Raw genomic sequence first — 23,156 nt, 5'->3', positions numbered from 1 at the left:
GGCTGGCAATGACACATAAACGTGAAATTCAAGGTAAAGTTGTAAAAATTTCAGGCGATAAAACAGTAAGTTTACTTGTTGAACGTCGTGTAATGCATCCTCGTTACCACAAAGTTGTAAAGCGTTTCAAAAAGTACTTAGTACATGATGAGCGTAATGAAGTAAAAGTGGGCGATGAGATTATTGCAATCGAATGTCGTCCACTTTCTAAGACTAAATCTTTTAGACTTAAAACAGTAATATCGGGAGCAGAATAATGATCCAGGGTTTTACTCGTCTAAATGTAGCTGATAATACAGGTGCTAAAGAGATTATGTGTATCAAGGTTCTTGGCGGTTCAAAGCGTCGTTATGCTACAGTTGGTGACGTTATTGTTGCTTCTGTAAAAAAAGCGACACCTACTGCTAAAGTTAAAAAAGGTAAAGTTGTAAAAGCTGTTATCGTTAGAGTTGCTAAAGAGGTTCACCGTGAAAATGGTTCTCTTATCCGTTTTGATGATAATGCAGCTGTTATACTTGATGACAAGAGAGAGCCAATTGGTACTCGTATTTTCGGCCCTGTTGCTCGTGAAGTACGTTATGCTGGATTTATGAAAATCGTATCTCTCGCGCCGGAGGTTGTTTAATGGCAAAGTTTAATTTCAAAAAAGGCGATACTGTAGAAATTATCGCTGGTGATGATCGCGGAACTAAAGCTACTGTACTTGAAGTATTACCTAAGAAAAACAAGGTAATAGTAGAGGGTTGTAAAGTTGCTAAGAAAGCTATCAAACCAACTGAAGAGAACACTAAAGGTGGACATATCAATAAAGAGATGCCTATAGATGTTTCAAATGTTCGTAAAGTGGAGGCATAAGTAGATGGCTCGTTTAAAAGAAAAATATTTAGGTTTAAAATCTGAATTACAAGCAGACTTAGGAATTAAAAATCCTATGCAAACTCCTCAGGTAGATAAAATTATTATCTCTGTTGGTGCTGGTTTTGCTATGAAAGATAACAAGCTTATTCAAAACATTGAAGATACTATTACTAAGATTGCTGGTCAAAAAGCAACTACTGTAATAGCTAAAAAATCAGTTGCTGGTTTTAAAGTTCGTGAAGGTATGCCAGTTGGTATCCGTGTTACACTTCGTGGTGAAAACATGTACAACTTTTTGGATCGTCTAGTTTCTATAGCACTTCCTCGTGTTAAAGATTTCCGTGGTGTTCCAAGAAATGGTTTTGATGGTCGTGGTAACTACAACTTTGGACTACAAGAGCAACTTATTTTCACGGAAGTTAATTATGATTCAATCATGCAAATTCATGGTATGAATATCACAGTTGTTACAACTGCTGATTCAGATAAGGCAGGATTTGCTCTTTTAGAGAAAATGGGTATGCCTTTTAGTAAAGGGAGCAACTAATGGCTAAGAAATCTATGATTGCAAAAGCGGCAAAAACTCCAAAGTTTAAAGTTCGTGGTTACACAAGATGTCAGGTTTGTGGTCGTCCACACTCTGTTCTTCGTGACTTCGGCATCTGCCGTGTGTGTTTTAGAAAAATGGCAAACGAGGGATTAATCCCAGGTGTTAGAAAGTCTTCTTGGTAGGCACTGCCTTTCAAGTGGAAACTTCTAATTATTAGTTTTTACTTTAGCGAAAGCTATAGTAATTACAAAGTCAAGGAAAATAAATGGCAATTAATGATTTAGTATCGGATGCGTTAACTCGTGTTCGTAATGCTGGTATGAGAAGATTACCTGTTACTACTTTAGTACACTCTAAGAGTGTTGAAGCAATGGCAAATATCTTAGTAGACAAAGGTTATATTGAGAGTTGTAATGTTATCGAAGATGGCGTTAAGAAAACTATCAAAGTTGTACTTAAGTACGATGAAAATGAGAAAACTGTAATTAATGAAATGAAAAGAGTTTCTAAGCCTGGTAGACGTGTCTACAAAGGTAAAGAAGAGATCAAACGTTTCAAAAATGGTTACGGAACTATTATTGTTAGTACATCACACGGCGTATTACCAAATGACAAAGCTTATGAGCTTGGCATTGGTGGCGAAGTTATGTGTACGATTTGGTAGGGAGATAACATGTCAAGAATTGGAAAATTACCTGTAGAGTTTGCAGCTGACATCAAAGTTAGTTCAAATGAAAATGTTATAACTTTTGCTAAAGGCAAAAATAGTGTTGATTTAGATACAAAAGGAAATGTTGACTTCGCAATAGATGGAAACGTTCTTACTTTTGCTACAAAATCAGATTTAAAAGCTCATAGAGCCTTTTGGGGAACTTATCGTGCTTTAGCTGCAAATATTGTTACTGGTTTATCTACTGGTTACACTAAGCAATTAGAGATTAATGGTGTTGGTTACCGTGCTGCAGTTTCTGGCAAGGTTCTTAATCTTCAACTTGGTTTTTCTCATGATATTAATTATGACTTACCAGAAGGTATAGAAGCAAGCGTTGAGAAGAATGTTATTACTCTTAAGGGGCATGACAAGCAAGTTCTTGGTCAAGTTGCTGCAGAAGTTAGATCATTCCGTCCACCAGAGCCTTACAAAGGTAAAGGTGTTAAATACGTTGAAGAGCATATCGTGCGTAAAGCCGGTAAAACTTCTAAGAAATAAGGGAGGGGTATAAATTGAAAGCAAAAGTATTAAAAAGCAAAATAGCTAATCGTTTAAAGCGTAAGCTTCGTATTCGTGCAAAAATATCTGGTTGTGCTTCACTTCCTCGTGTTTCTGTATTTCGTTCAAATCGTTATTTGAGTGTTCAAGCTATTGATGATTCTACAGCTACAACATTAGCTGCGCTTAACTCAAAAGCAATAAGTCAAAAGTCAAATAAAGAAGGTGCTGCTGCACTTGGTGAAGCATTCGCTGCTACACTAAAAGCTGCTAAAATTTCTGAAATTGTATTTGATCGTAATGGTTACCAATACCACGGTGTTATAGCTGCATTTGGTGACGCACTTCGTGCAAACGAAATTAAGTTCTAGGGGTTAAGTATGGAAATCAATAGAGAAGATTTTGAAGAATCAATTGTAAACATAGGTCGTGTTACAAAAGTTGTAAAAGGTGGACGTCGTTTTCGTTTTACTGCTCTTGTAGTTGTTGGTGATAAAAAAGGTACTATCGGTTATGGTGCTGGAAAAGCGAAAGAAGTTCCAGATGCTATAAAAAAAGCGGTAGATAATGCATTTAAAAACATCTCTAAAGTTAGTATCAAAGGTACTACAATTGCACATGATATTGAGCATAAATACAATGCTAGTCGCATTTTATTAAAGCCTGCATCAGAAGGTACAGGTGTAATTGCGGGTGGAGCTACTCGTCACGTTCTTGAACTTGCAGGTATTAAAGATGTACTTACAAAGTCAATTGGCTCAAATAATCCAGGTACACTAGTGCGCGCTACAGTCGAAGCACTAGGTCGCTTGAAAGGATAGATGATGGGAATTGAAAATTTAACTCCTGCAGAAGGTTCTACAAAGAATCGTAAACGTGTAGGTCGTGGACATGCTTCTGGAACAGGTAAAACTGCCGGAAGAGGTAATAAAGGTCAAAAATCTCGTACTGGTTACAGTAGAAAAAGAAACTTCGAGGGTGGACAACAACCACTTGGAAGAAGACTTCCTAAAATTGGATTTACTTCTCGTGTTGTAAAGCCACATGTAGTTAATGTAGAGAAAATCACAGTAGTTGCTGAGTTAGCTGAAATCACAATGGAATCAATCCGTAGTGTTCATAAACTTAGTGCTTCTGTAACTAAAGTTAAGTTAGTTGGTGCATCTGCTAAAGATTTAGCATCAAAAATTAAAGACGACAACGTTACTACTACAGGTAAATAGTCGTGAATAAAAATCTAGTTAATAAAATATTTATTACTATCGGGTTTTTATTTATCTATCGTCTACTGGCATACGTGCCAGTTCCAGGCGTTGATACTGCTGTCATAGCTTCATTCTTCGATTCACACCAATCTGATGCACTAGGATTATTTAATATGTTTAGCGGTAATGCTGTTGAGCGTATGTCAATTATTGCACTTGGAATTATGCCTTACATCACAGCATCTATTATCATGGAACTTTTGGCTGCAACTTTTGCACCTTTAGGTCAAATGAAAAAAGAGCGTGACGGAATGGTTAAGTATATGCAAATTATACGTTATGCAACAATTGTAATTACAATAATCCAAGCAATCGGTATTAGTGTGGGACTTCAAAGTTTAACTGGACCAAATGGAAATAGTGCAATTCTTGCTGATCATAACACGTTTATAATACTTTCTGCTGTTTCAATGCTTGCGGGAACAATGTTGTTGATGTGGATAGGTGAGCAGATTACACAAAGTGGCATCGGTAACGGTATATCACTAATTATTTTTGCTGGTATAGTTTCAGCTATTCCAAGTGCGATAGGTCAAACAATCACAATGGTAAATACGGGGGCTATGAGCTTCTTAACTGTAATTGCAATTCTTGCTCTTATATTTGGAACTGTAGCTGTAATTATCTATGTTGAACTTGGTGAGCGTCGCGTACCTATTACGTATGCTAAAAAAGTTATGATGCAAAACCAGAATAAAAGAGTTATGAATTACATTCCTATCAAAGTTAACTTAGCTGGTGTTATACCGGTTATCTTTGCTTCTGCTATATTAATGTTTCCTATGACAGTTTTATCAAGTAGTGCAAACCCTACTATTGTTGCTATTGCTGATTATCTAAATCCAAACAGTTATTTCTTTAACTTTTTGACATTTGTATTTGTTGTTTTCTTTGCATTCTTTTATGCATCAATAACATTCAATGCAAAAGATATTGCAGATAATCTAAAAAAGCAGGGTGGTTTCATTCCTGGTATTCGTACTGGTGAAGCAACTAAAGAGTTTTTAAACAAGACTGCTGGTGATTTGACTTTTACGGGTGCTCTTTACCTTGGACTTGTTGCAACTCTGCCATTTATGATTATTAAAGGGATGGGTGTACCATTCTTTTTTGGTGGAACAGCGGTTTTAATCGTTGTTCAGGTGGCATTGGACACAATGAGAAAAATTGAGGCTCAAGTTTACATGAGTAAATATGAGACACTAAGTGCAGTTGGACTTTAAATAATGGCCATCGCCCTTAGAAAACCTCAAGAGATTGAGAAACTTCGTGCTGCTAACAAAATTGTTGGCGGTGCTTTAGAATTACTAAGACAAAACACAAAAGTAGGTGTATCTTTAAAAGAGCTTGATGCTATGGCTGAGGAGTTTATCCTCTCTCATGGCGCAAAGCCATCTTTTAAAGGTCTCTACGGCTTTCCCAATTCAGTTTGCTGCTCATTAAATCAAGTTATTATTCACGGTATCCCGACAGATTACAAACTCCAAGAGGGTGATGTAATTGGTTATGATATTGGTACTGAATTAGATGGCTGGTTCGGTGATGCAGCTATAACAGTTGGAGTTGGTAAAGTTAGTGCTAAAGATGAAGAACTAATCGCTTGCGCGAAAGATACTCTTTATGAAGCTATATCTGCTATAAAAGTAGGTATGCGCTTCAAAGAGCTTTCAGCAATTTTAGAGAACTCTATTCGATCAAGAGGGTTTGTTCCACTTTACAACTTTTGTGGTCATGGTATCGGTAAAAAGCCTCATGAAGAGCCTGAAATTCCAAACTACCTTGATGGTAAAAATCCAAATGCTGGCCCAAAGATTAAAAACGGAATGGTTTTTTGTCTGGAGCCTATGATATGTCAAAAAGATTCTAAACCTATTATCTTGGATAATAAGTGGGATGTTGTTAGTGCCGATGATTTACACGGCTCACACTATGAGCATACTGTTGCAGTTGTCAACGGTAAAGCTGAAATTTTATCTCTCGCTTAGAGAAGTTTGAAGGACTTATAAATGGCTAAATCAGATGTTATCGAAGTAGATGGCAAAATTATAGAAGCTTTGCCTAACGCAACATTTCGTGTTGAATTAGAAAATGGACATATTATTCTATGTCATATCGCAGGAAAAATGCGTATGCACTATATTAAAATACTTCCAGGTGACAAAGTAAAACTTGAACTAACGCCTTACTCACTTGATAAAGGTCGTATCACCTATAGATACAAATAATAGATTCCCTGAGTTTCAGGGACTATTTTTTTGCCCAATAAATCTACCTAATTAAGTATTTACTGACCCACAATATAAAATTGAAGTAAAGTTAAAATATTTCCGAATTTCTAAACTCTGATATTTCAGTTTCTACCATTTCATCAATCATTATTTTGAAAAGTTCTGATACCATATTTGGAGAGACATCTGCTTGAATTGCAGCATGACGGACTTTTTGTAAAATAAAATCTATTCTATCTTCAGCTTTTACCTCTTCTACACTATTTTTAAACTTTGCTGCTTGGCGAACAAGATGGCTTCTATCAGATATAAGTTCAACAATCTTGTCGTCAAGTATATCTATCTCTTGTCTAACCTCTTCGAGTGAGTTGCATTTTTTTATTTTAGACATGTGTTTCTCCATAATTTATGATATATTATCCAAAAATAGATAATAACTAAGTTACGTTACTACAAGCAATATTTTGAATATATGTAAATATTATTTTAGTTATACTTTTTTATATTTAGGCTTCATTTTGACTGTATAAAAAATGAAAAGAGAGAAAAAAATAGTGAGAAAGAAAAATAGTGAATAAAATTTTTAATGTTTATGAAATATTACATGAAGCTTATGGTCCTCAGGGTTGGTGGCCATATATAAATGATGGTGGCTATCATCCAGCTGATTACAATTTTAATAGAAATGAAGATGAAATTTTTGAAGTATGTTTAGGCTCTATCTTAACTCAAAATACGACTTTTACATCTGTAGTAAAATCTCTTAATAATCTAAATGAGTTGAATGCGCTCACACCTAAAGCTATAAAAAAGATTGATATAGGGGAGTTTAAAGAGGCCATAAAACCATCAGGTTACTTTAATCAAAAAGCGAAATACATACTTGAGTTTATCTCTTTTTTTGAAGCCTTAAATGGAAAAACACCAAGTAGAGAAGGTCTTTTAAAAGTGCTTGGAATTGGTGAGGAGACAGCAGACTCTATACTTTTATATGGCTATTGTAAGCCAGAGTTTAAAGTAGATGCCTACACAAAACGTGTTTTTTTAGAGCTTGGTCTTATAAATGAGAAAGCAAAATATAAAGATATAAAAAAACTGATGCAAGAGTCACTAAGGGAGTGTATAAAAGATGAGAGAGAGTTGGTTATAGTCTATCAGGAATTTCATGCACTTATTGTAAAGCACTCAAAAGAGTTTTACTCTAAAAAGCCTTATTCTCAGGGATGTTTTTTAAAAGAAAAATATTATGAATAGTTTATTTGATAAAAGTAATAATGCTGCAATACTCTTAGCCGGTATATTAGCTATAGTAGTTGGAATTGGTGTAGCACGTTTTGCTTTCACCTCACTTCTTCCCTTTATGCTTGAAGATTATTTGACAATTACCAATGCTGGAATACTTGCTTCATTTAATTTTACAGGGTATCTAAGCGGTGCTGTGTTTTCTGTTTTTATCAAAGATATAAATGCAAAAGTAAAGTACTTTAGAATTGGAATGTTTCTTAGTGTAGTTACAACTCTTGTTCTTGCAACTACGACAGATGAGACACTATGGCTACTCTCTAGAGTCGTTGCCGGTTTTGGTTCTGCTATGGTTCTTATAGTCGGTGGTGCTATAGTGATGGTCAAGTTAAACTTTGAAGATAAAACAAAAGCGATGGGGATTCACTTCAGTGGCATTGGCTTTGCGATACTTATAAGCGAACTGATAAGTCAATACATATTAAAAGATGGTAATTGGTCTGATGCGTGGCTTGCTTTAGCAATGTTTGCTTTTATAATATCTTTTTATTCAGTGTATATTCTGTCGTTTGACAAAGAGATAAAACAAGAGGCTATAAAACATAAACTTTCAAAATCTATATTTACTCCGTATGTTATTTTGCTTATATTGGCCTACTTTACAGAAGGTGTCGGTTTTGTAGTACAAGGGACATTTTTACCGGACATAATAAATTCGCTTAAAGGTTTGGATGGTTACGGAAGTGTTGGCTGGCTAATGGTTGGAATCGCAGGAATTCCATCCTCTATAATTTTTATGAGATTGGCACATAACTACGGAAGTGTAAATATAATTATCCTAGCAATGGCTCTGCAAATTATAGGAATCCTTATACCTGCAATTAGTACTAATATGTATCTTAACTTGTTGAGTGGTGCTTTGTATGGCAGTACATTTATTGCACTTGTAGCACTTTTTATGCATCTAGGCGGCAAGCTTGCAGGGAATAATCCGGTGGTTTTGATGGGCTCTATGACAGCAGCTTACGGAATAGGACAAGTCGGTGCTCCACTCTACAGTGTAGCTTTGATAGAGTACTTTGGAAATTATAACTCTACACTCTATTTGACAGCATTTATAGTTTTTGTAGGGATACTGCTTTTGGTTTATGCAAAAAAAATAGAAAATAAGATGTAACGAATATTTCTACATGTAGAACTAATCTACATGTAGAAATAAATTGATTAGAATTTTGCGTTAGGAATTGGGTAGTTTTGTACAACAAAGTCTATATCTTTATCGCCTCTGCCACTTAAGTTGATTAGGATTGTTTTATCTTTGCCAAGAGTTTTTGCAAGTTTCATGGCATACCCAACAGCGTGAGCAGACTCTAGTGCAGGGATAATACCTTCTAGTTGCGAAAGTTTATAAAATGCATCAATAGCTTCTTCGTCGTTGCAAAGAGCAACTTTAGTTCTTCCTGTTTGCATTAGATGTGCATGTTCTGGACCGACAGACGGGTAATCAATACCAGAACCTACAGAGTAAACAGGTGCAGGTTCACCGCTTTCATCTTTAAGCATAATAGAATTAAAACCGTGCATAACTCCCTCTGTCCCATAAGTAAGAGTCGCTGCATGCTCTCCTAGTTTTTCACCAACACCCATAGGTTCAACACCAATTAGATTAACCTCTTTATCATCAATAAATCCGGCAAAAATACCCATAGCATTTGAACCGCCGCCAACACAAGCTATAACATTGTCTGGCAGTTTACCTTCGTGTTCTAAAAATTGCTCTTTAGATTCAAAGCCTATAACAGATTGAAAATCTCTAACCATCATTGGGAAAGGGTGAGGACCGACAACAGAGCCAATACAGTAAATAGCAGTGTCAGCTTGTGGCACATAACTCTCAAATGCAGAGTCAACCGCCTCTTTTAAAGTTTTTAAACCATGTGTAGCAGGTATAACATTGGCACCTAAGATTTGCATACGAACAACATTTGGATGCTCTTTAGCTATGTCCACTTCACCCATATGTATTTCACACTCTAAACCAAAATATGCTGCTGCAGTTGCAAGAGCAACGCCGTGCTGACCAGCTCCAGTCTCTGCAATAACCTTTTTCTTACCTAGATGTTTTGCCAAAATAACTTCAGCCATACAGTGGTTAAGCTTATGCGCACCGGTATGGTTTAAATCTTCTCTTTTTAAGTAAATCTTTGCACCACCGCAAAGCTCTGTAAGGTTTTTAGCAAATGAAATAGGTGTCGGGCGTCCCTGATAGTGCTTTCTAACATACTTTAATTCATTTATAAATTCAGGAGAATGTTTTAGCTCTTTGTATGCTTTTGTTATGTCAGCAAATGGTTGTTCAAGTACTGGAGGTATATATGAACCTCCAAATTTTCCAAAGTATCCTTTTTCATCAGGATATGATTCTAGGTAAGATTTAGACATGAAAGTAGTTCCTTAATTATAATTTTTTGTTATTATAATTAAATAAAACTTAGCGGTATATTTATGACTCTATATTAAACTGTTTTTTATAAGCTTCTTCAAATGACAAGGTTCTATCTTTGTAGTCTATCAAATCACCTATCTCTATCTCAATAGTACGTTGTTCTTTTGGATTTTTTACAGCATCCATAAGTATATCATTTGCTTTTGTACGTATAAAAACAGGGAGAATCGGGAGTCTATTTTTGATTGCTATTATTTGAGCGCCCTCTTTAAACTCTGCTATTGGTGCATCTGTTTTATTTCTAGTCCCCTCAGGAAAAATATAAATAGAGTTTCCATCTTTAACACAAGCTTTTATATCTTTGAAAAAACCACTCATTTGAGAGGCCTCTCGGTCAAGCAGGATTGTTCCACCATTTCTGGTAAACTTACCAAAAAAAACTGAATTGTACAGCTCTTTTTTAGCTATCCAGTGACCAAAAATAGTGCTGTTTTTAGTAGCGAGCTCAACGATTAGAGGGTCTATGATAGTCCTATGGTTTGAAGTTAGAAGATACTGTCCGTCTTTAGGAATCTTCTCTTCATTTATAACTTTTATTTTAATATTTAACTTGTCTAATATTTTATTTGCATAATCTATACGTGTTTTTTTTCTATCTATAGAATTGTCTATTTTTGTAAGTTTAAAACCATAGTAGTTTGTAACAATTATTGAATATATTGCCATTTTTATTTGGTTGAGTGTCAAAAGGTCGTTCCTCTAATTAGCTTTAATTATTTTTTTTGTCTCTCTTGGCATATGAGCAAAAGGGAGGCTTTGCATACCCGCTTTTACTCCGTTTTCTACAACCATAACGTCTACCATCATAATTGTCGGTAAAAACCTTATAACTCTATAAGAGATATTTTCTATGTTAAAAGTTATATTTTTATCAGAGAGTTCTACGCTTTTTTTCTTTATTGCCATTACTTAGTCCTTTAGGTATATCCCGGTATCTTTTACCTCTATTTTACCAGCATCAACTAGTGTTGTAAGCGAGCGTTTAAAATCTTTTTTACTTAAGCCAAAAATACTTTTGATAAGATCTGCATCACTTTTATAGTTGTAAGGCATACTCCCGTTGTTCTCTTTAATAAGTGCTAAAACTTTATCTGAAGAACCACCACTTTGTTTTGCTCCAGGCTTACGAAGGTTAAGGTCAATGTTTCCATCTCCTCTAATTGTCTTTACAAAAGCCGTCCCTTCGTGACCGAGTTTAATATCTTCAAATACATCAGTGTGATAAATCAAACCTTCATACTTACCTTCAACAATACACTTAAATCCAAGTGGTGTTTTAGAGATAACAGAAATTTTTACTTCTTGATTAGGCTTTATACCTTTTACTCTTCGCTCAAAAAAGTCACCTAGTTTTTCAGTTCCAACTAAACGGTGAGTTCTCTCATCATAAACAACTCTTAAGTATCTTCTGTCTCCAACTTTAAAAGGAGTTTTTTGAAACATATTCGGAACAAGTAAATCTTTACTCAGACCCCAGTTCATAAATGCACCAAAAGGAGCTACATCCACGCACTCAAAAAAAGCAAATTCATCTAGTTTAGCTATTGGGGTAAGTGTTGTGCATACTAGCCTATCTTCTGAGTCATTATAAATAAAAACCTCAAGAAGGTCGCCCTCTTTCATGTCGTTTGTTAAGTATGGTCCAGGGAGTAGGACATCGTTGCCATCTTGTGCCATCATATATGCACCAGGTGTTGTAAGTCTGTCGATTACGAGTGTGTTTATTTTTCCTAGTTCTAGGAAGTAGTCTTGTTTCATGGTATTTCCGTCATTTTAAAATTAAGTATGACATTATATCTTCTTATTGAATTTTGTGCTATTATTGCTTGCAAATAAGGAGTTTCTGGTGAAAAAACGAACTAAAATATTAGCTACTGTTGGTCCGGCATCTGACAGTTTGGAAAAAATAGAAGCATTGGTGCGTGCAGGTGTAAATGTTTTTAGATTAAATTTCAGTCATGGGACGTACGAGTACCATTTGGGTGTTTTAAATAAAATCAGACAGGTGATGCAAAGCACAGGGCTGATTGTAGGGGTACTTCAAGATATTAGCGGACCAAAAATCCGTATAGGAGAGCTTGAGGACAACTTTGAACTTCAAGAGGGAAACACAATAATTTTTCATAAAGATACCATTGTTGGCAGATGTATTGACATTGGCAGATATGAAGTCTCTATAAATTATCCTGAAATTTTAACACAGCTACATGTAGGGGATTACATCTATCTTTACGATGGTATTATCAGAACAAAAGTTATTGCATGTAGTGCTGAAAATATTGAAGTAATAGTTGAAAACAATGGAACTCTCTCGTCAAAAAAAGGTGTTAATTTCCCAAATACTGAACTCGGAATAGACATACTAACAAAAAAAGATAGAGCAGACATTGAGTGGGGTGTAAAAAACGATGTAGATTTTATGGCCATCTCCTTTGTTCAAAATGCGATAGATATGATAAACGCAAGAGAGATTGTTAAAAAGCATGGTGGCAATCAGATGCTTATAGCAAAAATAGAGAAGTTTGATGCAATAAAAAATATTGATGCAATACTCGAAGCTTCTGATGGTTTAATGGTTGCACGCGGTGACTTAGGTATAGAAGTTCCTTTTTATGAAGTGCCTAACCTTCAAAAAATGCTGATTCACAAAGCAAACTTAGCAGCAAAACCGGTTATAACTGCTACTCAGATGTTACTCTCAATGACACACAGCGAGAGAGCTACAAGAGCGGAGATAAGTGACATTGCAAATGCAGTTCTTGATGGAACAGATGCAGTAATGCTCTCAGAAGAGAGCGCAGTTGGGAATCATCCTGTGTTGGCAGTAAGAACAATGTTTGAGACAATCAGAGAGACCGAAAAATCTTATGCTTATCACAGAGTATATAATCAAAAACATGATGATGTTACAAATGCCATAGATGAATCTGCTGTAAAATTAGCAAAAGATTTAGAAGTAGATGCTATATTTGCTGTGACTGCAACAGGTGGTTCAGCAAGGAGTTTGTCAAAATATAGACCTAAATCAACTATTTATGCTGTGACACACGATGACAGAGTTAGGCAGCAGCTTACACTCTCTTGGGGCATTATTCCTGCTTTTTCAGTAGAAAATATATCAATAGGCAGAACTATTAAAGATATTATGCAAAAAGGTTTAGACGATAAAATATTAGACCTTAAAAAAAGCTATATACTCACTGCCGGAGACCCTGTGGGCGGCACCGGCTCAACCAATACAATCCGTTTTTTAAGAGAGCATGAGATGGAGTTTTTCAGAACACTAGAGATTTAGTAGATGTTATAAGATATATCTACATGTAGAAAACCCACCCTCAACCAAAGAGGACTTCCTCATGTAGATTATTATTGAATCTGGAATATAATTCTAATCACATACATTAGAAATAATTTAAATAAAAATAATCTTAAAAATATATATTTTGTCACTATTTGTCACAATAATGCTATAATATTAAAAATAAATTAAAAAATAGTATTTTGTCACTATCTGTCATGAAAGGGTATCTTTGAAAAAGCTAAATAAAAATGAAGAGATTATATTAGATTATATATCAAAAAAGAATGAAATAGCTATTAGTGAGCTAGTAGAAGATACGTCTATCCAAAAGAGAACAGCGCAACGTGCATTAAAAAGTTTAACAGAACTTAAATTAATAGAAGCATTAGGCACAACAAAAAATAGAATTTATAGAAGAGTTTTTAACACTGATGATATATCAGAAAAGTTAATTGTTTTTAGTAGTGGCGTCATGGTTGGAGAGCTACACTATGGTACTGGAGAGTACACTTTTGAATATGACGATAAATACAAAGGTGAAGAGTTAGAGGGTCTTAAAAAAGGAGTTATAAGTAGTTCAGCAGAACTTTTTACATACTTTGAAAACCTTATCCCTGAGTATGAAAGAAGAGATAGACTACTTGGAGATAAAGAGGATATAGCTTGGGTATTAGAGGGGTTGAAAAACGCACATGGTGCTTTAGATTTTATACCAAAATACAAATTATTTGAATATAAACCCAATTATGGAAAAAGAGAAAACTGGATAAGTGTTAAGAATAAAATATTGTCTGAAAATAAGTTTCCTAATCTGATTGTCGCTGATATTCAAATTGACGATGATATATTGGATGCTACTTCAAACACAGAACATTCAGACCTTAGCGGTTATCAGACTAAAGTTGATATTGATATAGACTTTGAGAAAAAAGTGATTGTTGAGTCTAATAGTGCAGAGTATATCCTAAAGCCTAGAAACAAAAATAAAAGCAACTACTTTAATGTTGATGAGGATGGCAAGAAACGACACTATCCATATATAGCGATAAATGAACACCTGTTTATGAGCTTTGCCAAGAATGAACTCGGTTTTGATGTTCCTTATAGCGGGATTATAAAAGCTAAGGACAGAGACTATCATTATATTACAAAACGATTTGATAGAATTGGCGGACTAAAATATAATCAAGTTGATTTTGCACAGATACTTGGTGTAAAGAGTGCTGATAAGTATAAGAGCAGTAGTGAAGAGCTGTTTGAAGCTCTCAATAAAAAGTTATCATCAAATGAAGCAAAGCTTGAGGCAATCAGGTTTTATTATTATAGTTATCTGATTAAACATGCTGATTTGCATCTGAAAAATATTGGAGCTTTTGAGATTGGGATGAAAAAGTATATTTTAACTCCGCTTTATGACCTTATCTCTGTAGGTATTTATAATGGAGATAGTTGGGACTTAGGTCTGGGCATGAAAACACCATATAAAAAACCAAAAAATTGGAAGCTGGATGAGTTTTATAAACTTGCTAAAATATTAAACATATCGCAATTACGATTCAAAAAAGAGGCAAGAGAGATAACAGAAATATTTATAAAAAAAATGCCCAAATATATAAAAATGCTAGAAGAGTTTGAGACACAACATCCACTGCCTATGCAAAAAACAAGAGCCAATAGTAATATAGACTTTTCAACAAGAGTCAAGAACATATTTCAAGAGAGAATAATTAGACTAAAAAAACTTGGAATTATAGAAGAGCTAGAGTTGGTTGAGGTAGCCGGTGGTTTATTGGCGGTGCAGAAATAATAATCTACATGTAGATATGGAGTTTTTTAGAACGTTAGGGAATTAGTGTTAACCAAAATGATAATTTCTTTTTATATAATGTTGAGTAGTGAGTTTTTACAAATCTACACTTAACATTTAAAGGAATAATTGATGAAGAAGATAATCGTTTTAACTACAATAGTTGGTTTAAGTATTAGTTTGTTTGGAAGTGATACTTTAGTAGAAAAAAATTGGAAATGGGATTCAAAAACCAAGACAAGAAAACTTGAACATCAAAGCAACAAACAACAATTTGTATCTGTAAAACCATCAAAAAAATGGAAGTGGGATTCAAGAAGTAAAACAAGAAAACTTAGAATTGTAAACTAAATATTCAGTTCCTAGGTAACCTACATGTAGATTATCTAAGAAAGTGAAAGCAAAACCACTAAAAGAACAGGAGGAGTGACAATCAGCCCAAATTTTGAGTATGACCAGAAACTGATATTTACACCTTTTTTGCTTAGTGTATGAAGCCAAAGCAGAGTTGCTAGTGAGCCAAACGGTGTCATTTTAGGTCCTAAGTTACATCCTACTATATTAGCATAAATCATAGCTTCGTTTGCTATGTCAGTCAGTGCTATGTCCATAACCATAATAGTGGGCATGTTATTCATAAACGCTGATAAAAATGCTGCTAAAAATCCAGTTCCTACAACCGCAACAACTTCGCTTTGAGAGTTGAGGTAAACTAAAACTTCAGTTATGTAGTCAGTTAGTCCTGCATTTTTAAGTCCGTAAACAACTATGTAGAGACCTAGTGAAAACCAAACAACCTGCCAAGGTGCTTCTTTTATGATTTTCTTTGGTTCTACTGTTTTTGCAAAACTTGCAATTGCTAAAAATATTATGCCGCCGCCAAGAGCAAAAACAGATACCGGAATGTTATATGCGTCACCTATGAAATACCCCGCAAGCAGTATTGCAAGGAAAAACCAAGAGAAGTTAAACAGTGCTTTACTTTTTATAACATCTTCAGGATTTTTAAGAAGATGAATATCCACAGTTTGTGGAATATCCTTGCGTAAAACTACCCATAAAACTGCCATTGTAGCGATAACACTTACAAAGTATGGAAGAATCATATTTGAGATAAACTCGGCAAACCCTATGTTAAAGTAGTTAGCAGTTACGATATTTGTCAGGTTTGAAAATACAAAAGGCAAAGATGCACTATCACTTATAAATCCGCCCGCAAGTAAAAAGGCCAAGATCGTTTTTGTGTTTAGTCTTAAAATATTCATCTTAGCCAGTAAAATAGGAGTTAAAATAAGTGCCGCACCATCGTTTGCAAACAGTGCTGAAACAATCGCACCAAGGATGATAGAGTAGAAGAACATCTTGTGTCCACTACCATTTGAGAGTTTAGCCATCTTAAGTGCAGCCCACTCAAAAAAGCCTATCTCATCTAATACCATTGAGAGAATTATAATCCCTATAAAAGCTAGAGTAGCATCCCAAATAATGTCATAAACTATCCAAACATCACTAATGCTAACAACTCCAGCTACGAGTGCAACAACAGCGCCGATAACAGCAGTTGTGCCAATCTGAAGTCCACGAGGTTGCCAGATTACAAATAGCAGGGTTATAAGAAATATTATAGAAGCGACTAGCATTACAGACCAAGTTCCATTCTAACAATTGGAGTTAATTCCATCTTTATTAGTTTTAGAGTTTTAAGAAATGCTGAGTAGTTTTTTCCATCTGGGTCTTCGTAACCTACATGTATAACTTTTGTATTTTTTGGAAACACAGGACAAGACTCCATCGCATTATCGCAAACAGTCACTACTAAATCAAAATCTACATGTAGAACTTTGTCTAAAGTTTTTGAGTGGTATTTATCATCCCAAGAGCCATCCTCTTGCAAGACTTTTTTCGCATTTGGGTTTACTTTTCCGCTTGCTTTTACACCAGAACTGTATGCCTCAACACCATCAAGGTATTTGTTCAGTACAGCTTCTGCAATGATAGAGCGACAACTATTTCCTGTACACAATATAAGAACTTTTTTATCCATTTTTACACCCTTTGTTTAATTTAGGAACTTCTATATCTGAAAAACTAATCTCTTTTAAGATTGATTGTCTAAACTCATCCATTGGACTTTTTATACTGTAAAATGCCCATCTTCCACGCCTATCCACTTTTAAAAAGCCACCATCTTTTAAAATCTTTAGATGTCTTGATATGCGAGATTGAATCATGTTGAATGAGTTTTCAATGTCACAAACACACACTTCACCGTTTTGTGCTATAAATTGCAAAATTTCAACTCTGGTTTTGTCATTTATGGAGCTTATAGTATTGAGAAATATATCCATAGTTTTAATTTCCTTTTTGAATCGGTGAAAGTATATCGAATTTTAATTAATATATCAAGATATATTGATATATTAAGATAACTATTTTCTTAAGTTTATTTAACTAAGTCTAATTGTAGATAATTTTAATTCTTTAGTTTTTGGCATAATAAAAAGTTATAGAAATTGTTTATTCATCGTAAAGGTAAAATTTATTATATTTAATCATTGAAGAGAGTTGTTTCGGATACTTGTCACCAAGTTCTGAGTACTCATCAAGTTCTTTGACTAGCTTATAAGGGTCGTCGGTTTTCATCTTTAACTCTCTGAATTCTTTAAAAGCAGATGAGCGGGCTAATGTTATGTAGTAGTCCCTCACCGAGTCCACAACAGTTGAGTATTTTTTAAGCCAAACCTTTTTATCGCCTCTTTTTTCTAGTGCTGCAATTCTAGGCTCATGTTTGTTAAATGACCAAACGCCAAATAAATTATTGGCCTCTCTGTAAAATCTTGATGTAATCCAAGCACTCTCCATTGCAGCCTGGCTTATGGCAATGCTTTTAGGGTGCGGTTTTAGAGCCATCAGTAACTCTTCATCACTAGTTACCTTATATATCTGTTTTAGCTCTAAAATTTTTTCTATTGAGCTGTTATTTTCTAGCAGGTTAATTGTCTCTTTATATTGTAAATCAAGTTCGTCATAGACTAGGTCCACTGCAGGTACTATTAAGTCTAGAAATAGCTCTTTTTTATTTTTAACATCTGTTTGTTCAATTACTTGTTCTTTGGCAGCAATCTTTTTTTTAACTATTTTTGTTTTAGCTGCATCGGCATTCAACTCTTGAGGTTCTCTAGCATCATAAATAAAAAATATTAATAGAGGAAGTAAAGATATTAGTATAAGATTTTGCAAATTTTTTTTCATAATAAAAACTCCATATCTAGTTTTTTGCTGTAAGAACTAAGCATAGCTTTCTCAAAATCGTTGTTAGTTGAGTATTGATAATCAAATGTTTCACTCCACATCTTATGCTCTTCCATACAGAGATAAAAGAAAACATCTTTGTGCCACGTGCTAAAACTCTCATAAGCGTGCTTAAACATCTCCACTTTTGTTACATGTGGGTACGAACTTTTCCCGCTGGCATCTTCAAAAGGCATCTGAGTTATCTTACTTTTAAACTCCCTCTCTCTAAGCTGTTTAATGACTGGTTTTATAAAAGTAAGTGTGCCAAAACTCACAAGTGCAACTTCACTTGTCTTAAACTCCTTAATAAGTCTATCATAAACACTCTTATACTCATCAAGGTAGTTTTCATACTCCACAATAGGGTGAAAGTGAAAACCGACTTTTACACCTTTGTCCGCCACTCTTCTAGCTGCATTTATCCGCTTATCAAGTGAAGCTGCCAGATGCTCTTCATTGCGTATAATTGTTGGAGTGTTAAGCGACCAAGTACAGAGTATGTTTTTTGGTACGTCGTTTTCTAGGAAGTACTTGATATTGTCAGATTTTGTCTTAAACTCCAAGATTACGTTTGGATTATTTCTAGCGAATTCAAAGAGGGCACCTAAAATACCCTCGCGGTTTCCCCACATAAGTGAATCAGATGCTTGACCTGTCCCTATATGGTAGGTTTTGTTTTTTTCAAGATTTAGATTTTTCAGTTTAGTGGTAAAATTGCTGTCAAAGGTAATTGTGTTTTGGTTATAAAAAGATTGTATAGAGCAGTAAGAGCAGTCAAATCCACAACTCTCTACTGCATCAAGTGTTAAGAGATTGCAACACCTTGTTTTTTCACTTGCAACTGGACAAAGACCAAGTCCAAAACCATCTTTGGCTTCTGTCTTAAAAGTATATTTCTGCTCTTTTGGTATATTTTTCAGCTCAAAGTTTTCATAAGAGTTCGGCTTATGTCGAAGATTTTCATAAGCTTTTTTTAGTCTGGCGAAAACCACTTTTTTTTGTTCATGTATAGGAAATATATCTATAATACTTTTCTCATTCCACATATCAAGATCTCTAGCTATATCAACAATTTGCTTTATCTCAGAAAATGTGAACTTATGCTCTATAGATTTATTCTTAATAAATTCCCGACTAGAGAGTGGAAGTTTTGAATAAATGGTGTTATTGATAGAGACATTAAATTTATCTAAATATGAATTCATAATGGAATTTTATCTAAATCTTTAAAAATATAAATTAATCAATTAAATATTACATTTTGTCATATTTTTGTAATATAGGTAGTTTTTGTAATAACATACAATAAAAAAAAGAGTATCAAATGACTTTAGGAAAATGCCCATACTGTGATGATGGAAATATAGAAGTTAGAGATAAAGAGGTAAGTGGAAAAAAAGTAAAACTCTATGCCTGCTCAAACGCTAATTGGAAAACAGAAGATGGAGAGATGTTTGAGCTGACTGAAAGTTCTACATGCGATTTTAAAATTTGGCAAAATTCACTAGCAAGGTATGGAAAGTGGCTCTCATATAAAGAGGTAAGAGAATTGCTCGAAGATGAGAGCGTAGAAGTAGAACTACTAAGTAAAAAATATGAAAAAAAAGTTTATTACAACAAATATATAGCCCTAAGCCAAGAGTATGGAGTTACTGTTTTGTGGGATTAAGTAAATAAAATAAGTAAATCTAGTCAACTTAATAAATCTTTTACATTAATTTGGATACAATCCTCGTCCGCTTTGCTGTTTTAACATAATAGTTGAGTATTTCTATTTTTATATACATATATATGGATAAAAGTATTGGCAAGGTAAAAAATATTCTCACCGCAAGGTGTAGCTTTAGTGGCTGAGTGAAAACTGGACTTGTTCAGGTTTCACGAGAATAATATATCTGCCTACATGCAGCAAAGATTTAATTATAGGAGCTTTCTATGAAAGTACGTGCTTCGGTTAAGAAGATGTGTGATGATTGTAAAGTTATCAAGAGAAAAGGCATTGTAAGAGTAATCTGCAAAGTTAAAAAACATAAACAGAGACAAGGATAATCATGGCTCGTATTTCTGGTGTTGATTTACCTAAAAAGAAAAGAGTAGAGTATGGTCTAACATACGTCTACGGTATTGGTTTACATGCATCTCGTCTAATTTTAGACGCGACAGGTATAGACTATAACAAGAGAATATTTGAACTTTCTCAAGAGGATATAGCAGCGATTACTAATGAAATCCGTGAAAACCATATGGTTGAGGGTGATTTACGTAAAAAAGTTGCTATGGATATTAAGGCACTTATGGATTTAGGTTCATACCGTGGTCTTCGTCACCGTCGTGGTCTTCCATGTCGTGGTCAAAAAACAAAGACAAATGCGCGTACTCGTAAGGGTAAACGTAAAACTGTCGGCGCAGCGTAAGGGATAGCAGATGGCAAAAAGAAAAGCTGTTAGAAAAAAAGTAGTAAAGAAAAATATTGCACGTGGTATCTGCCACATCTCTGCATCATTTAACAATACGCTTGTAACTATTACAGATGATATGGGTAACATGATTGCTTGGAGTTCTGCTGGAAGTTTAGGCTTCAAAGGCAGTAAAAAATCTACTCCATTCGCGGCTCAAGCAGCTGTTGAAGATGCAGTAGCTAAAGCTCAAGTACATGGTATAAAAGAACTTGGTATTAAAGTTCAAGGTCCTGGTTCAGGTCGTGAAACAGCAACTAAAGCTGTAGGTGGAATCGAAGGTATACGCGTTACATTTATGAAAGATGTTACTGCATTACCACACAACGGTTGTCGCGCACCTAAGCGTCGTAGAGTTTAAGGAGATTACTGATGGCAAGATATAGAGGTCCAGTAGAAAAAATCGAAAGAAGATTTGGTGTATGTTTAAACCTTAAAGGTGAGCGTCGCTTAGCAGGTAAATCTGCATTAGAAAAACGTCCTTATGGTCCTGGTCAACATGGTCAGCGTCGTAAGAAAGTTTCTGAGTATGGTTTACAATTAAATGAAAAGCAAAAAGCAAAATTCATGTATGGTGTTTCTGAGAAGCAATTCCGCGCACTATTCGTTGAAGCTAAAAGAAGAGAAGGTAATACAGGTACAAACCTTATTACTCTAATTGAACAAAGACTAGATAACGTTGTTTATCGTATGGGATTTGCTTCAACTCGTCGTTTTGCTCGTCAACTTGTTACTCATGGTCACTTTTTAGTAGATGGCAAAAAACTTGATATTCCTTCTTACCGTGTTAGACCTGGTCAGAAAATAGAAGTTCGTGAGAGCAGCAAAACTAATGTTCAAATCGTTCGTGCAATCGAATTAACTAACCAAACTGGTTTAGCTCCATGGGTTGACATCGATGCTGAAAAAGTATTTGGTATATTTACTCGTTTACCTGAGCGTGAAGAAGTTGTTATCCCTGTAGAAGAGCGTTTAATCGTTGAACTTTACTCGAAATAATAGTTAATAAAAAGGCGTTAGAGAATGAAGAAAATAAAAACTACTCCACTTGCTCCTCAAGAGTTTGAGGTAGAACAGATTAGTGAGAATGAAGCTAACATTATGGCATACCCGTTTGAAACTGGATATGCTATCTCTTTGGCTCACCCACTTCGCCGTTTTTTATTAAGTAGCTCAGTTGGATATGCTCCAATCGCTATAAAAATCGAGGGTGCTAAGCATGAATTTGACTCAGTACGTGGTATGCTTGAAGATATTTCAGACTTCATATTAAACCTTAAAGAGATTCGCTTTAAATTAAATGATGAAGTTTCAGAAACAGAGATTAACTATAGCTTTGCTGGTCCTTGTACTATAAAGGGTAGTGATCTAACAAATAATGAAGTAGAGATAGTAACTCCGGATGCTCATCTTGCTACATTAAATGAAGATTCTACACTTAACTTTAGTATCAAGATAGCAAAAGGTATTGGTTATGTTGCTAGTGAAGATACTCATGATGAGCTAGAAGATGGATATATAGCACTAGATGCTTATTTCACTCCTGTTCGTAGTGCAACTTATAAAATTGAGAATGTACTAGTAGAGGACAATCCTAACTTTGAAAGAGTAATTCTAAATATTAGAACTGATGGACAAATTTCTCCATTAGATGCATTTAGAAATTCATTGGAAGTTATGTATGCTCAATTAGCAGTATTTAATAGCGAGATTAGTGTTAAAGCTCCAACTACAATAGAAAGAGTTGAAGAGAGCCCTGATCTTAAAAAATTAACTACACATATTGATAATTTAGGTTTAAGTGCAAGAAGTTTCAACTGTCTTGACCGCTCAAACATTAAATTAGTAGGTGAAATAGCATTAATGAGTACTAATGATCTTAAAAATGTTAAGAACCTAGGTAAAAAATCATATGATGAGATTATTGAAAAACTTCAAGAGTTCGGTTTTGAGGTTGGCGGTGATATCGCAGATGATGTTGCTAGTGCATTAAAAAAGAAAATAGAAGCTTTATAAGCTTAATTAGAGGAATTAGAGATGAGACATCGTCATGGATACCGTAAACTAGGTCGTACAAGCTCACACCGTGCAGCTTTACTTAAGAACCTAAGTATTTCGTTAATAGAACATGGTAAAATTGAAACTACTATTGATAAAGCAAAAGAACTACGTTCTTACGTTGAAAAACTTATCACAATTGCTGGTAAGAATGATTCAAATGCTCACAAAGCAGTTTTCGCGGCGCTTCAAAGTAAAGAAGCAACAAAAACTCTAGTAAATGAGATAGCTCCTAAGTACGTTGATCGTGCTGGTGGATACACTAGAATTAACAGAACTCGTATTCGTCGTGGAGACGCTACGACTATGGCATTTATTGAATTAGTATAATTCAATATTTATATGTAAGGGTTTTCTCTTACATATAACCCCTTTTAATAT

Annotated in this window: 35 protein-coding genes; 25 read left to right on the top strand and 10 right to left on the bottom strand. The window is 34.7% G+C overall.

Features of this window, described 5'->3' with window-relative positions:
* Positions 1-8: 8 nt before the first annotated feature.
* The 13 genes from rpsQ to infA all read left to right on the top strand — a co-directional run bounded on the left by rpsQ (position 9) and on the right by infA (position 6,108).
* Positions 9-257, top strand: a complete 249-nt coding sequence (gene rpsQ, locus HUE88_RS11765; RefSeq protein ID WP_194369252.1) for a 30S ribosomal protein S17 — start codon at positions 9-11, stop codon at positions 255-257.
* On the top strand, positions 257-625 hold the full coding sequence (rplN, locus tag HUE88_RS11760; RefSeq protein ID WP_194369250.1) for a 50S ribosomal protein L14: 369 nt from the start codon (positions 257-259) through the stop codon (positions 623-625). Before rpsQ ends, rplN begins: the two co-directional genes overlap by 1 nt.
* The gene (gene rplX / locus HUE88_RS11755; protein ID WP_194369248.1) at positions 625-855 is read left to right on the top strand and encodes a 50S ribosomal protein L24; all 231 of its coding nucleotides are present in this window, start codon (positions 625-627) and stop codon (positions 853-855) included. Before rplN ends, rplX begins: the two co-directional genes overlap by 1 nt.
* A gap of 4 nt (positions 856-859) precedes the next feature.
* Entirely contained in the window at positions 860-1,405 is a 546-nt protein-coding gene (gene rplE / locus HUE88_RS11750) for a 50S ribosomal protein L5 (RefSeq protein ID WP_194369246.1), read from the top strand.
* A complete protein-coding gene (locus HUE88_RS11745) occupies positions 1,405-1,590 on the top strand; it encodes a type Z 30S ribosomal protein S14 (protein ID WP_194369244.1) in 186 nt (61 codons plus the stop codon). Before rplE ends, HUE88_RS11745 begins: the two co-directional genes overlap by 1 nt.
* An 83-nt stretch (positions 1,591-1,673) precedes the next feature.
* Positions 1,674-2,072, top strand: coding sequence for a 30S ribosomal protein S8 (gene rpsH / locus HUE88_RS11740; protein ID WP_194369243.1), 399 nt, complete (start codon positions 1,674-1,676; stop codon positions 2,070-2,072).
* Positions 2,073-2,081: 9 nt separating this feature from the next.
* Positions 2,082-2,618, top strand: a complete 537-nt coding sequence (gene rplF / locus HUE88_RS11735; protein WP_194369241.1) for a 50S ribosomal protein L6 — start codon at positions 2,082-2,084, stop codon at positions 2,616-2,618.
* A gap of 14 nt (positions 2,619-2,632) precedes the next feature.
* The gene (gene rplR / locus HUE88_RS11730) at positions 2,633-2,989 is read left to right on the top strand and encodes a 50S ribosomal protein L18 (RefSeq protein ID WP_194369240.1); all 357 of its coding nucleotides are present in this window, start codon (positions 2,633-2,635) and stop codon (positions 2,987-2,989) included.
* Between the two features lie 9 nt (positions 2,990-2,998).
* A complete protein-coding gene (gene rpsE, locus HUE88_RS11725) occupies positions 2,999-3,439 on the top strand; it encodes a 30S ribosomal protein S5 (protein WP_194369239.1) in 441 nt (146 codons plus the stop codon).
* A gap of 3 nt (positions 3,440-3,442) precedes the next feature.
* Complete coding sequence (gene rplO, locus HUE88_RS11720; protein ID WP_194372657.1) at positions 3,443-3,841, top strand: 50S ribosomal protein L15; 399 nt, start codon at positions 3,443-3,445, stop codon at positions 3,839-3,841.
* A 2-nt stretch (positions 3,842-3,843) separates the two neighbouring features.
* Positions 3,844-5,106 carry a preprotein translocase subunit SecY gene (gene secY / locus HUE88_RS11715; RefSeq protein WP_194369238.1) on the top strand — a complete coding sequence of 421 codons (1,263 nt, stop codon included), beginning with the start codon at positions 3,844-3,846 and terminating at the stop codon, positions 5,104-5,106.
* Between the two features lie 3 nt (positions 5,107-5,109).
* Complete coding sequence (gene map, locus HUE88_RS11710) at positions 5,110-5,868, top strand: type I methionyl aminopeptidase (RefSeq protein WP_194369237.1); 759 nt, start codon at positions 5,110-5,112, stop codon at positions 5,866-5,868.
* A 21-nt stretch (positions 5,869-5,889) separates the two neighbouring features.
* The gene (gene infA, locus HUE88_RS11705; protein WP_008338996.1) at positions 5,890-6,108 is read left to right on the top strand and encodes a translation initiation factor IF-1; all 219 of its coding nucleotides are present in this window, start codon (positions 5,890-5,892) and stop codon (positions 6,106-6,108) included.
* Between the two features lie 91 nt (positions 6,109-6,199).
* Here the strand turns inward: infA and HUE88_RS11700 are convergent, their stop codons facing one another.
* Positions 6,200-6,502 carry a chorismate mutase gene (locus HUE88_RS11700; RefSeq protein WP_194369236.1) on the bottom strand — a complete coding sequence of 101 codons (303 nt, stop codon included), beginning with the start codon at positions 6,500-6,502 and terminating at the stop codon, positions 6,200-6,202.
* 179 nt (positions 6,503-6,681) lie between these two features.
* On the opposite strand from HUE88_RS11700, the gene HUE88_RS11695 reads away from it, so the two are divergent.
* Both HUE88_RS11695 and HUE88_RS11690 read left to right on the top strand, forming a co-directional pair.
* On the top strand, positions 6,682-7,365 hold the full coding sequence (locus HUE88_RS11695) for an endonuclease III domain-containing protein (protein WP_194369234.1): 684 nt from the start codon (positions 6,682-6,684) through the stop codon (positions 7,363-7,365).
* Positions 7,358-8,530 carry a YbfB/YjiJ family MFS transporter gene (locus HUE88_RS11690; protein ID WP_194369232.1) on the top strand — a complete coding sequence of 391 codons (1,173 nt, stop codon included), beginning with the start codon at positions 7,358-7,360 and terminating at the stop codon, positions 8,528-8,530. Before HUE88_RS11695 ends, HUE88_RS11690 begins: the two co-directional genes overlap by 8 nt.
* Positions 8,531-8,577: 47 nt before the next feature.
* Here HUE88_RS11690 and trpB read toward each other — a convergent pair whose 3' ends face one another.
* The 4 genes from trpB to HUE88_RS11670 form a co-directional block, all read right to left on the bottom strand.
* Complete coding sequence (gene trpB, locus HUE88_RS11685) at positions 8,578-9,795, bottom strand: tryptophan synthase subunit beta (protein WP_194369230.1); 1,218 nt, start codon at positions 9,793-9,795, stop codon at positions 8,578-8,580.
* A gap of 61 nt (positions 9,796-9,856) precedes the next feature.
* A complete protein-coding gene (locus HUE88_RS11680) occupies positions 9,857-10,546 on the bottom strand; it encodes a lysophospholipid acyltransferase family protein (protein ID WP_194369229.1) in 690 nt (229 codons plus the stop codon).
* Between the two features lie 12 nt (positions 10,547-10,558).
* Positions 10,559-10,765: a hypothetical protein gene (locus HUE88_RS11675; RefSeq protein ID WP_194369227.1), complete on the bottom strand. Its 207-nt coding sequence runs from the start codon at positions 10,763-10,765 to the stop codon at positions 10,559-10,561.
* A gap of 3 nt (positions 10,766-10,768) precedes the next feature.
* Positions 10,769-11,617, bottom strand: a complete 849-nt coding sequence (locus HUE88_RS11670) for a CvfB family protein (protein WP_194369225.1) — start codon at positions 11,615-11,617, stop codon at positions 10,769-10,771.
* Between the two features lie 88 nt (positions 11,618-11,705).
* Here HUE88_RS11670 and pyk point away from each other — a divergent pair, with 88 nt between their 5' ends.
* From pyk to HUE88_RS11655, 3 genes are all read left to right on the top strand, one after another.
* Positions 11,706-13,154 (top strand): pyruvate kinase, encoded by a 1,449-nt coding sequence (pyk, locus tag HUE88_RS11665; RefSeq protein WP_194369224.1) that lies wholly within the window; start codon positions 11,706-11,708, stop codon positions 13,152-13,154.
* A 235-nt stretch (positions 13,155-13,389) separates the two neighbouring features.
* Positions 13,390-14,967 (top strand): type II toxin-antitoxin system HipA family toxin, encoded by a 1,578-nt coding sequence (locus tag HUE88_RS11660; RefSeq protein ID WP_194369223.1) that lies wholly within the window; start codon positions 13,390-13,392, stop codon positions 14,965-14,967.
* A 132-nt stretch (positions 14,968-15,099) separates the two neighbouring features.
* The gene (locus tag HUE88_RS11655; RefSeq protein WP_194369222.1) at positions 15,100-15,318 is read left to right on the top strand and encodes a hypothetical protein; all 219 of its coding nucleotides are present in this window, start codon (positions 15,100-15,102) and stop codon (positions 15,316-15,318) included.
* Between the two features lie 35 nt (positions 15,319-15,353).
* On the opposite strand, the gene HUE88_RS11650 is transcribed toward HUE88_RS11655, so the two are convergent.
* From HUE88_RS11650 to HUE88_RS11630, 5 genes are all read right to left on the bottom strand, one after another.
* Positions 15,354-16,607: an arsenic transporter gene (locus HUE88_RS11650; protein ID WP_194369221.1), complete on the bottom strand. Its 1,254-nt coding sequence runs from the start codon at positions 16,605-16,607 to the stop codon at positions 15,354-15,356.
* Positions 16,607-17,011 (bottom strand): arsenate reductase ArsC, encoded by a 405-nt coding sequence (locus HUE88_RS11645; protein ID WP_194369220.1) that lies wholly within the window; start codon positions 17,009-17,011, stop codon positions 16,607-16,609. Before HUE88_RS11645 ends, HUE88_RS11650 begins: the two co-directional genes overlap by 1 nt.
* Entirely contained in the window at positions 17,004-17,315 is a 312-nt protein-coding gene (locus tag HUE88_RS11640) for an ArsR/SmtB family transcription factor (RefSeq protein ID WP_194369219.1), read from the bottom strand. The genes HUE88_RS11645 and HUE88_RS11640 overlap by 8 nt, the downstream gene beginning before the upstream one ends.
* 169 nt (positions 17,316-17,484) lie before the next feature.
* Positions 17,485-18,219 (bottom strand): glucosaminidase domain-containing protein, encoded by a 735-nt coding sequence (locus tag HUE88_RS11635; protein ID WP_194369218.1) that lies wholly within the window; start codon positions 18,217-18,219, stop codon positions 17,485-17,487.
* Complete coding sequence (locus HUE88_RS11630) at positions 18,216-19,466, bottom strand: SPL family radical SAM protein (protein WP_194369217.1); 1,251 nt, start codon at positions 19,464-19,466, stop codon at positions 18,216-18,218. The genes HUE88_RS11635 and HUE88_RS11630 overlap by 4 nt, the downstream gene beginning before the upstream one ends.
* A 119-nt stretch (positions 19,467-19,585) precedes the next feature.
* On the opposite strand from HUE88_RS11630, the gene HUE88_RS11625 reads away from it, so the two are divergent.
* The 7 genes from HUE88_RS11625 to rplQ all read left to right on the top strand — a co-directional run bounded on the left by HUE88_RS11625 (position 19,586) and on the right by rplQ (position 23,105).
* Positions 19,586-19,930, top strand: a complete 345-nt coding sequence (locus HUE88_RS11625; protein ID WP_194369216.1) for a hypothetical protein — start codon at positions 19,586-19,588, stop codon at positions 19,928-19,930.
* Between the two features lie 266 nt (positions 19,931-20,196).
* The gene (gene rpmJ, locus HUE88_RS11620; protein ID WP_008338806.1) at positions 20,197-20,310 is read left to right on the top strand and encodes a 50S ribosomal protein L36; all 114 of its coding nucleotides are present in this window, start codon (positions 20,197-20,199) and stop codon (positions 20,308-20,310) included.
* Between the two features lie 2 nt (positions 20,311-20,312).
* Positions 20,313-20,675: a 30S ribosomal protein S13 gene (gene rpsM, locus HUE88_RS11615; protein ID WP_194369214.1), complete on the top strand. Its 363-nt coding sequence runs from the start codon at positions 20,313-20,315 to the stop codon at positions 20,673-20,675.
* A gap of 10 nt (positions 20,676-20,685) precedes the next feature.
* A complete protein-coding gene (rpsK, locus tag HUE88_RS11610; RefSeq protein WP_194369212.1) occupies positions 20,686-21,078 on the top strand; it encodes a 30S ribosomal protein S11 in 393 nt (130 codons plus the stop codon).
* An 11-nt stretch (positions 21,079-21,089) separates the two neighbouring features.
* A complete protein-coding gene (gene rpsD / locus HUE88_RS11605; RefSeq protein WP_194369209.1) occupies positions 21,090-21,716 on the top strand; it encodes a 30S ribosomal protein S4 in 627 nt (208 codons plus the stop codon).
* A gap of 24 nt (positions 21,717-21,740) precedes the next feature.
* Positions 21,741-22,733, top strand: coding sequence for a DNA-directed RNA polymerase subunit alpha (locus HUE88_RS11600; RefSeq protein WP_194369207.1), 993 nt, complete (start codon positions 21,741-21,743; stop codon positions 22,731-22,733).
* Between the two features lie 21 nt (positions 22,734-22,754).
* A complete protein-coding gene (gene rplQ / locus HUE88_RS11595) occupies positions 22,755-23,105 on the top strand; it encodes a 50S ribosomal protein L17 (protein ID WP_194369205.1) in 351 nt (116 codons plus the stop codon).
* The last annotated feature ends 51 nt before the right edge of the window (positions 23,106-23,156 follow it).

Origin of the sequence: Candidatus Sulfurimonas baltica (assembly GCF_015265455.1) — a bacterium.
Lineage (GTDB): Bacteria > Campylobacterota > Campylobacteria > Campylobacterales > Sulfurimonadaceae > Sulfurimonas > Sulfurimonas baltica.
The sequence above is the reverse complement of the archived record's forward strand: the minus strand, read 5'-3'. Positions and strand labels throughout refer to the sequence as shown.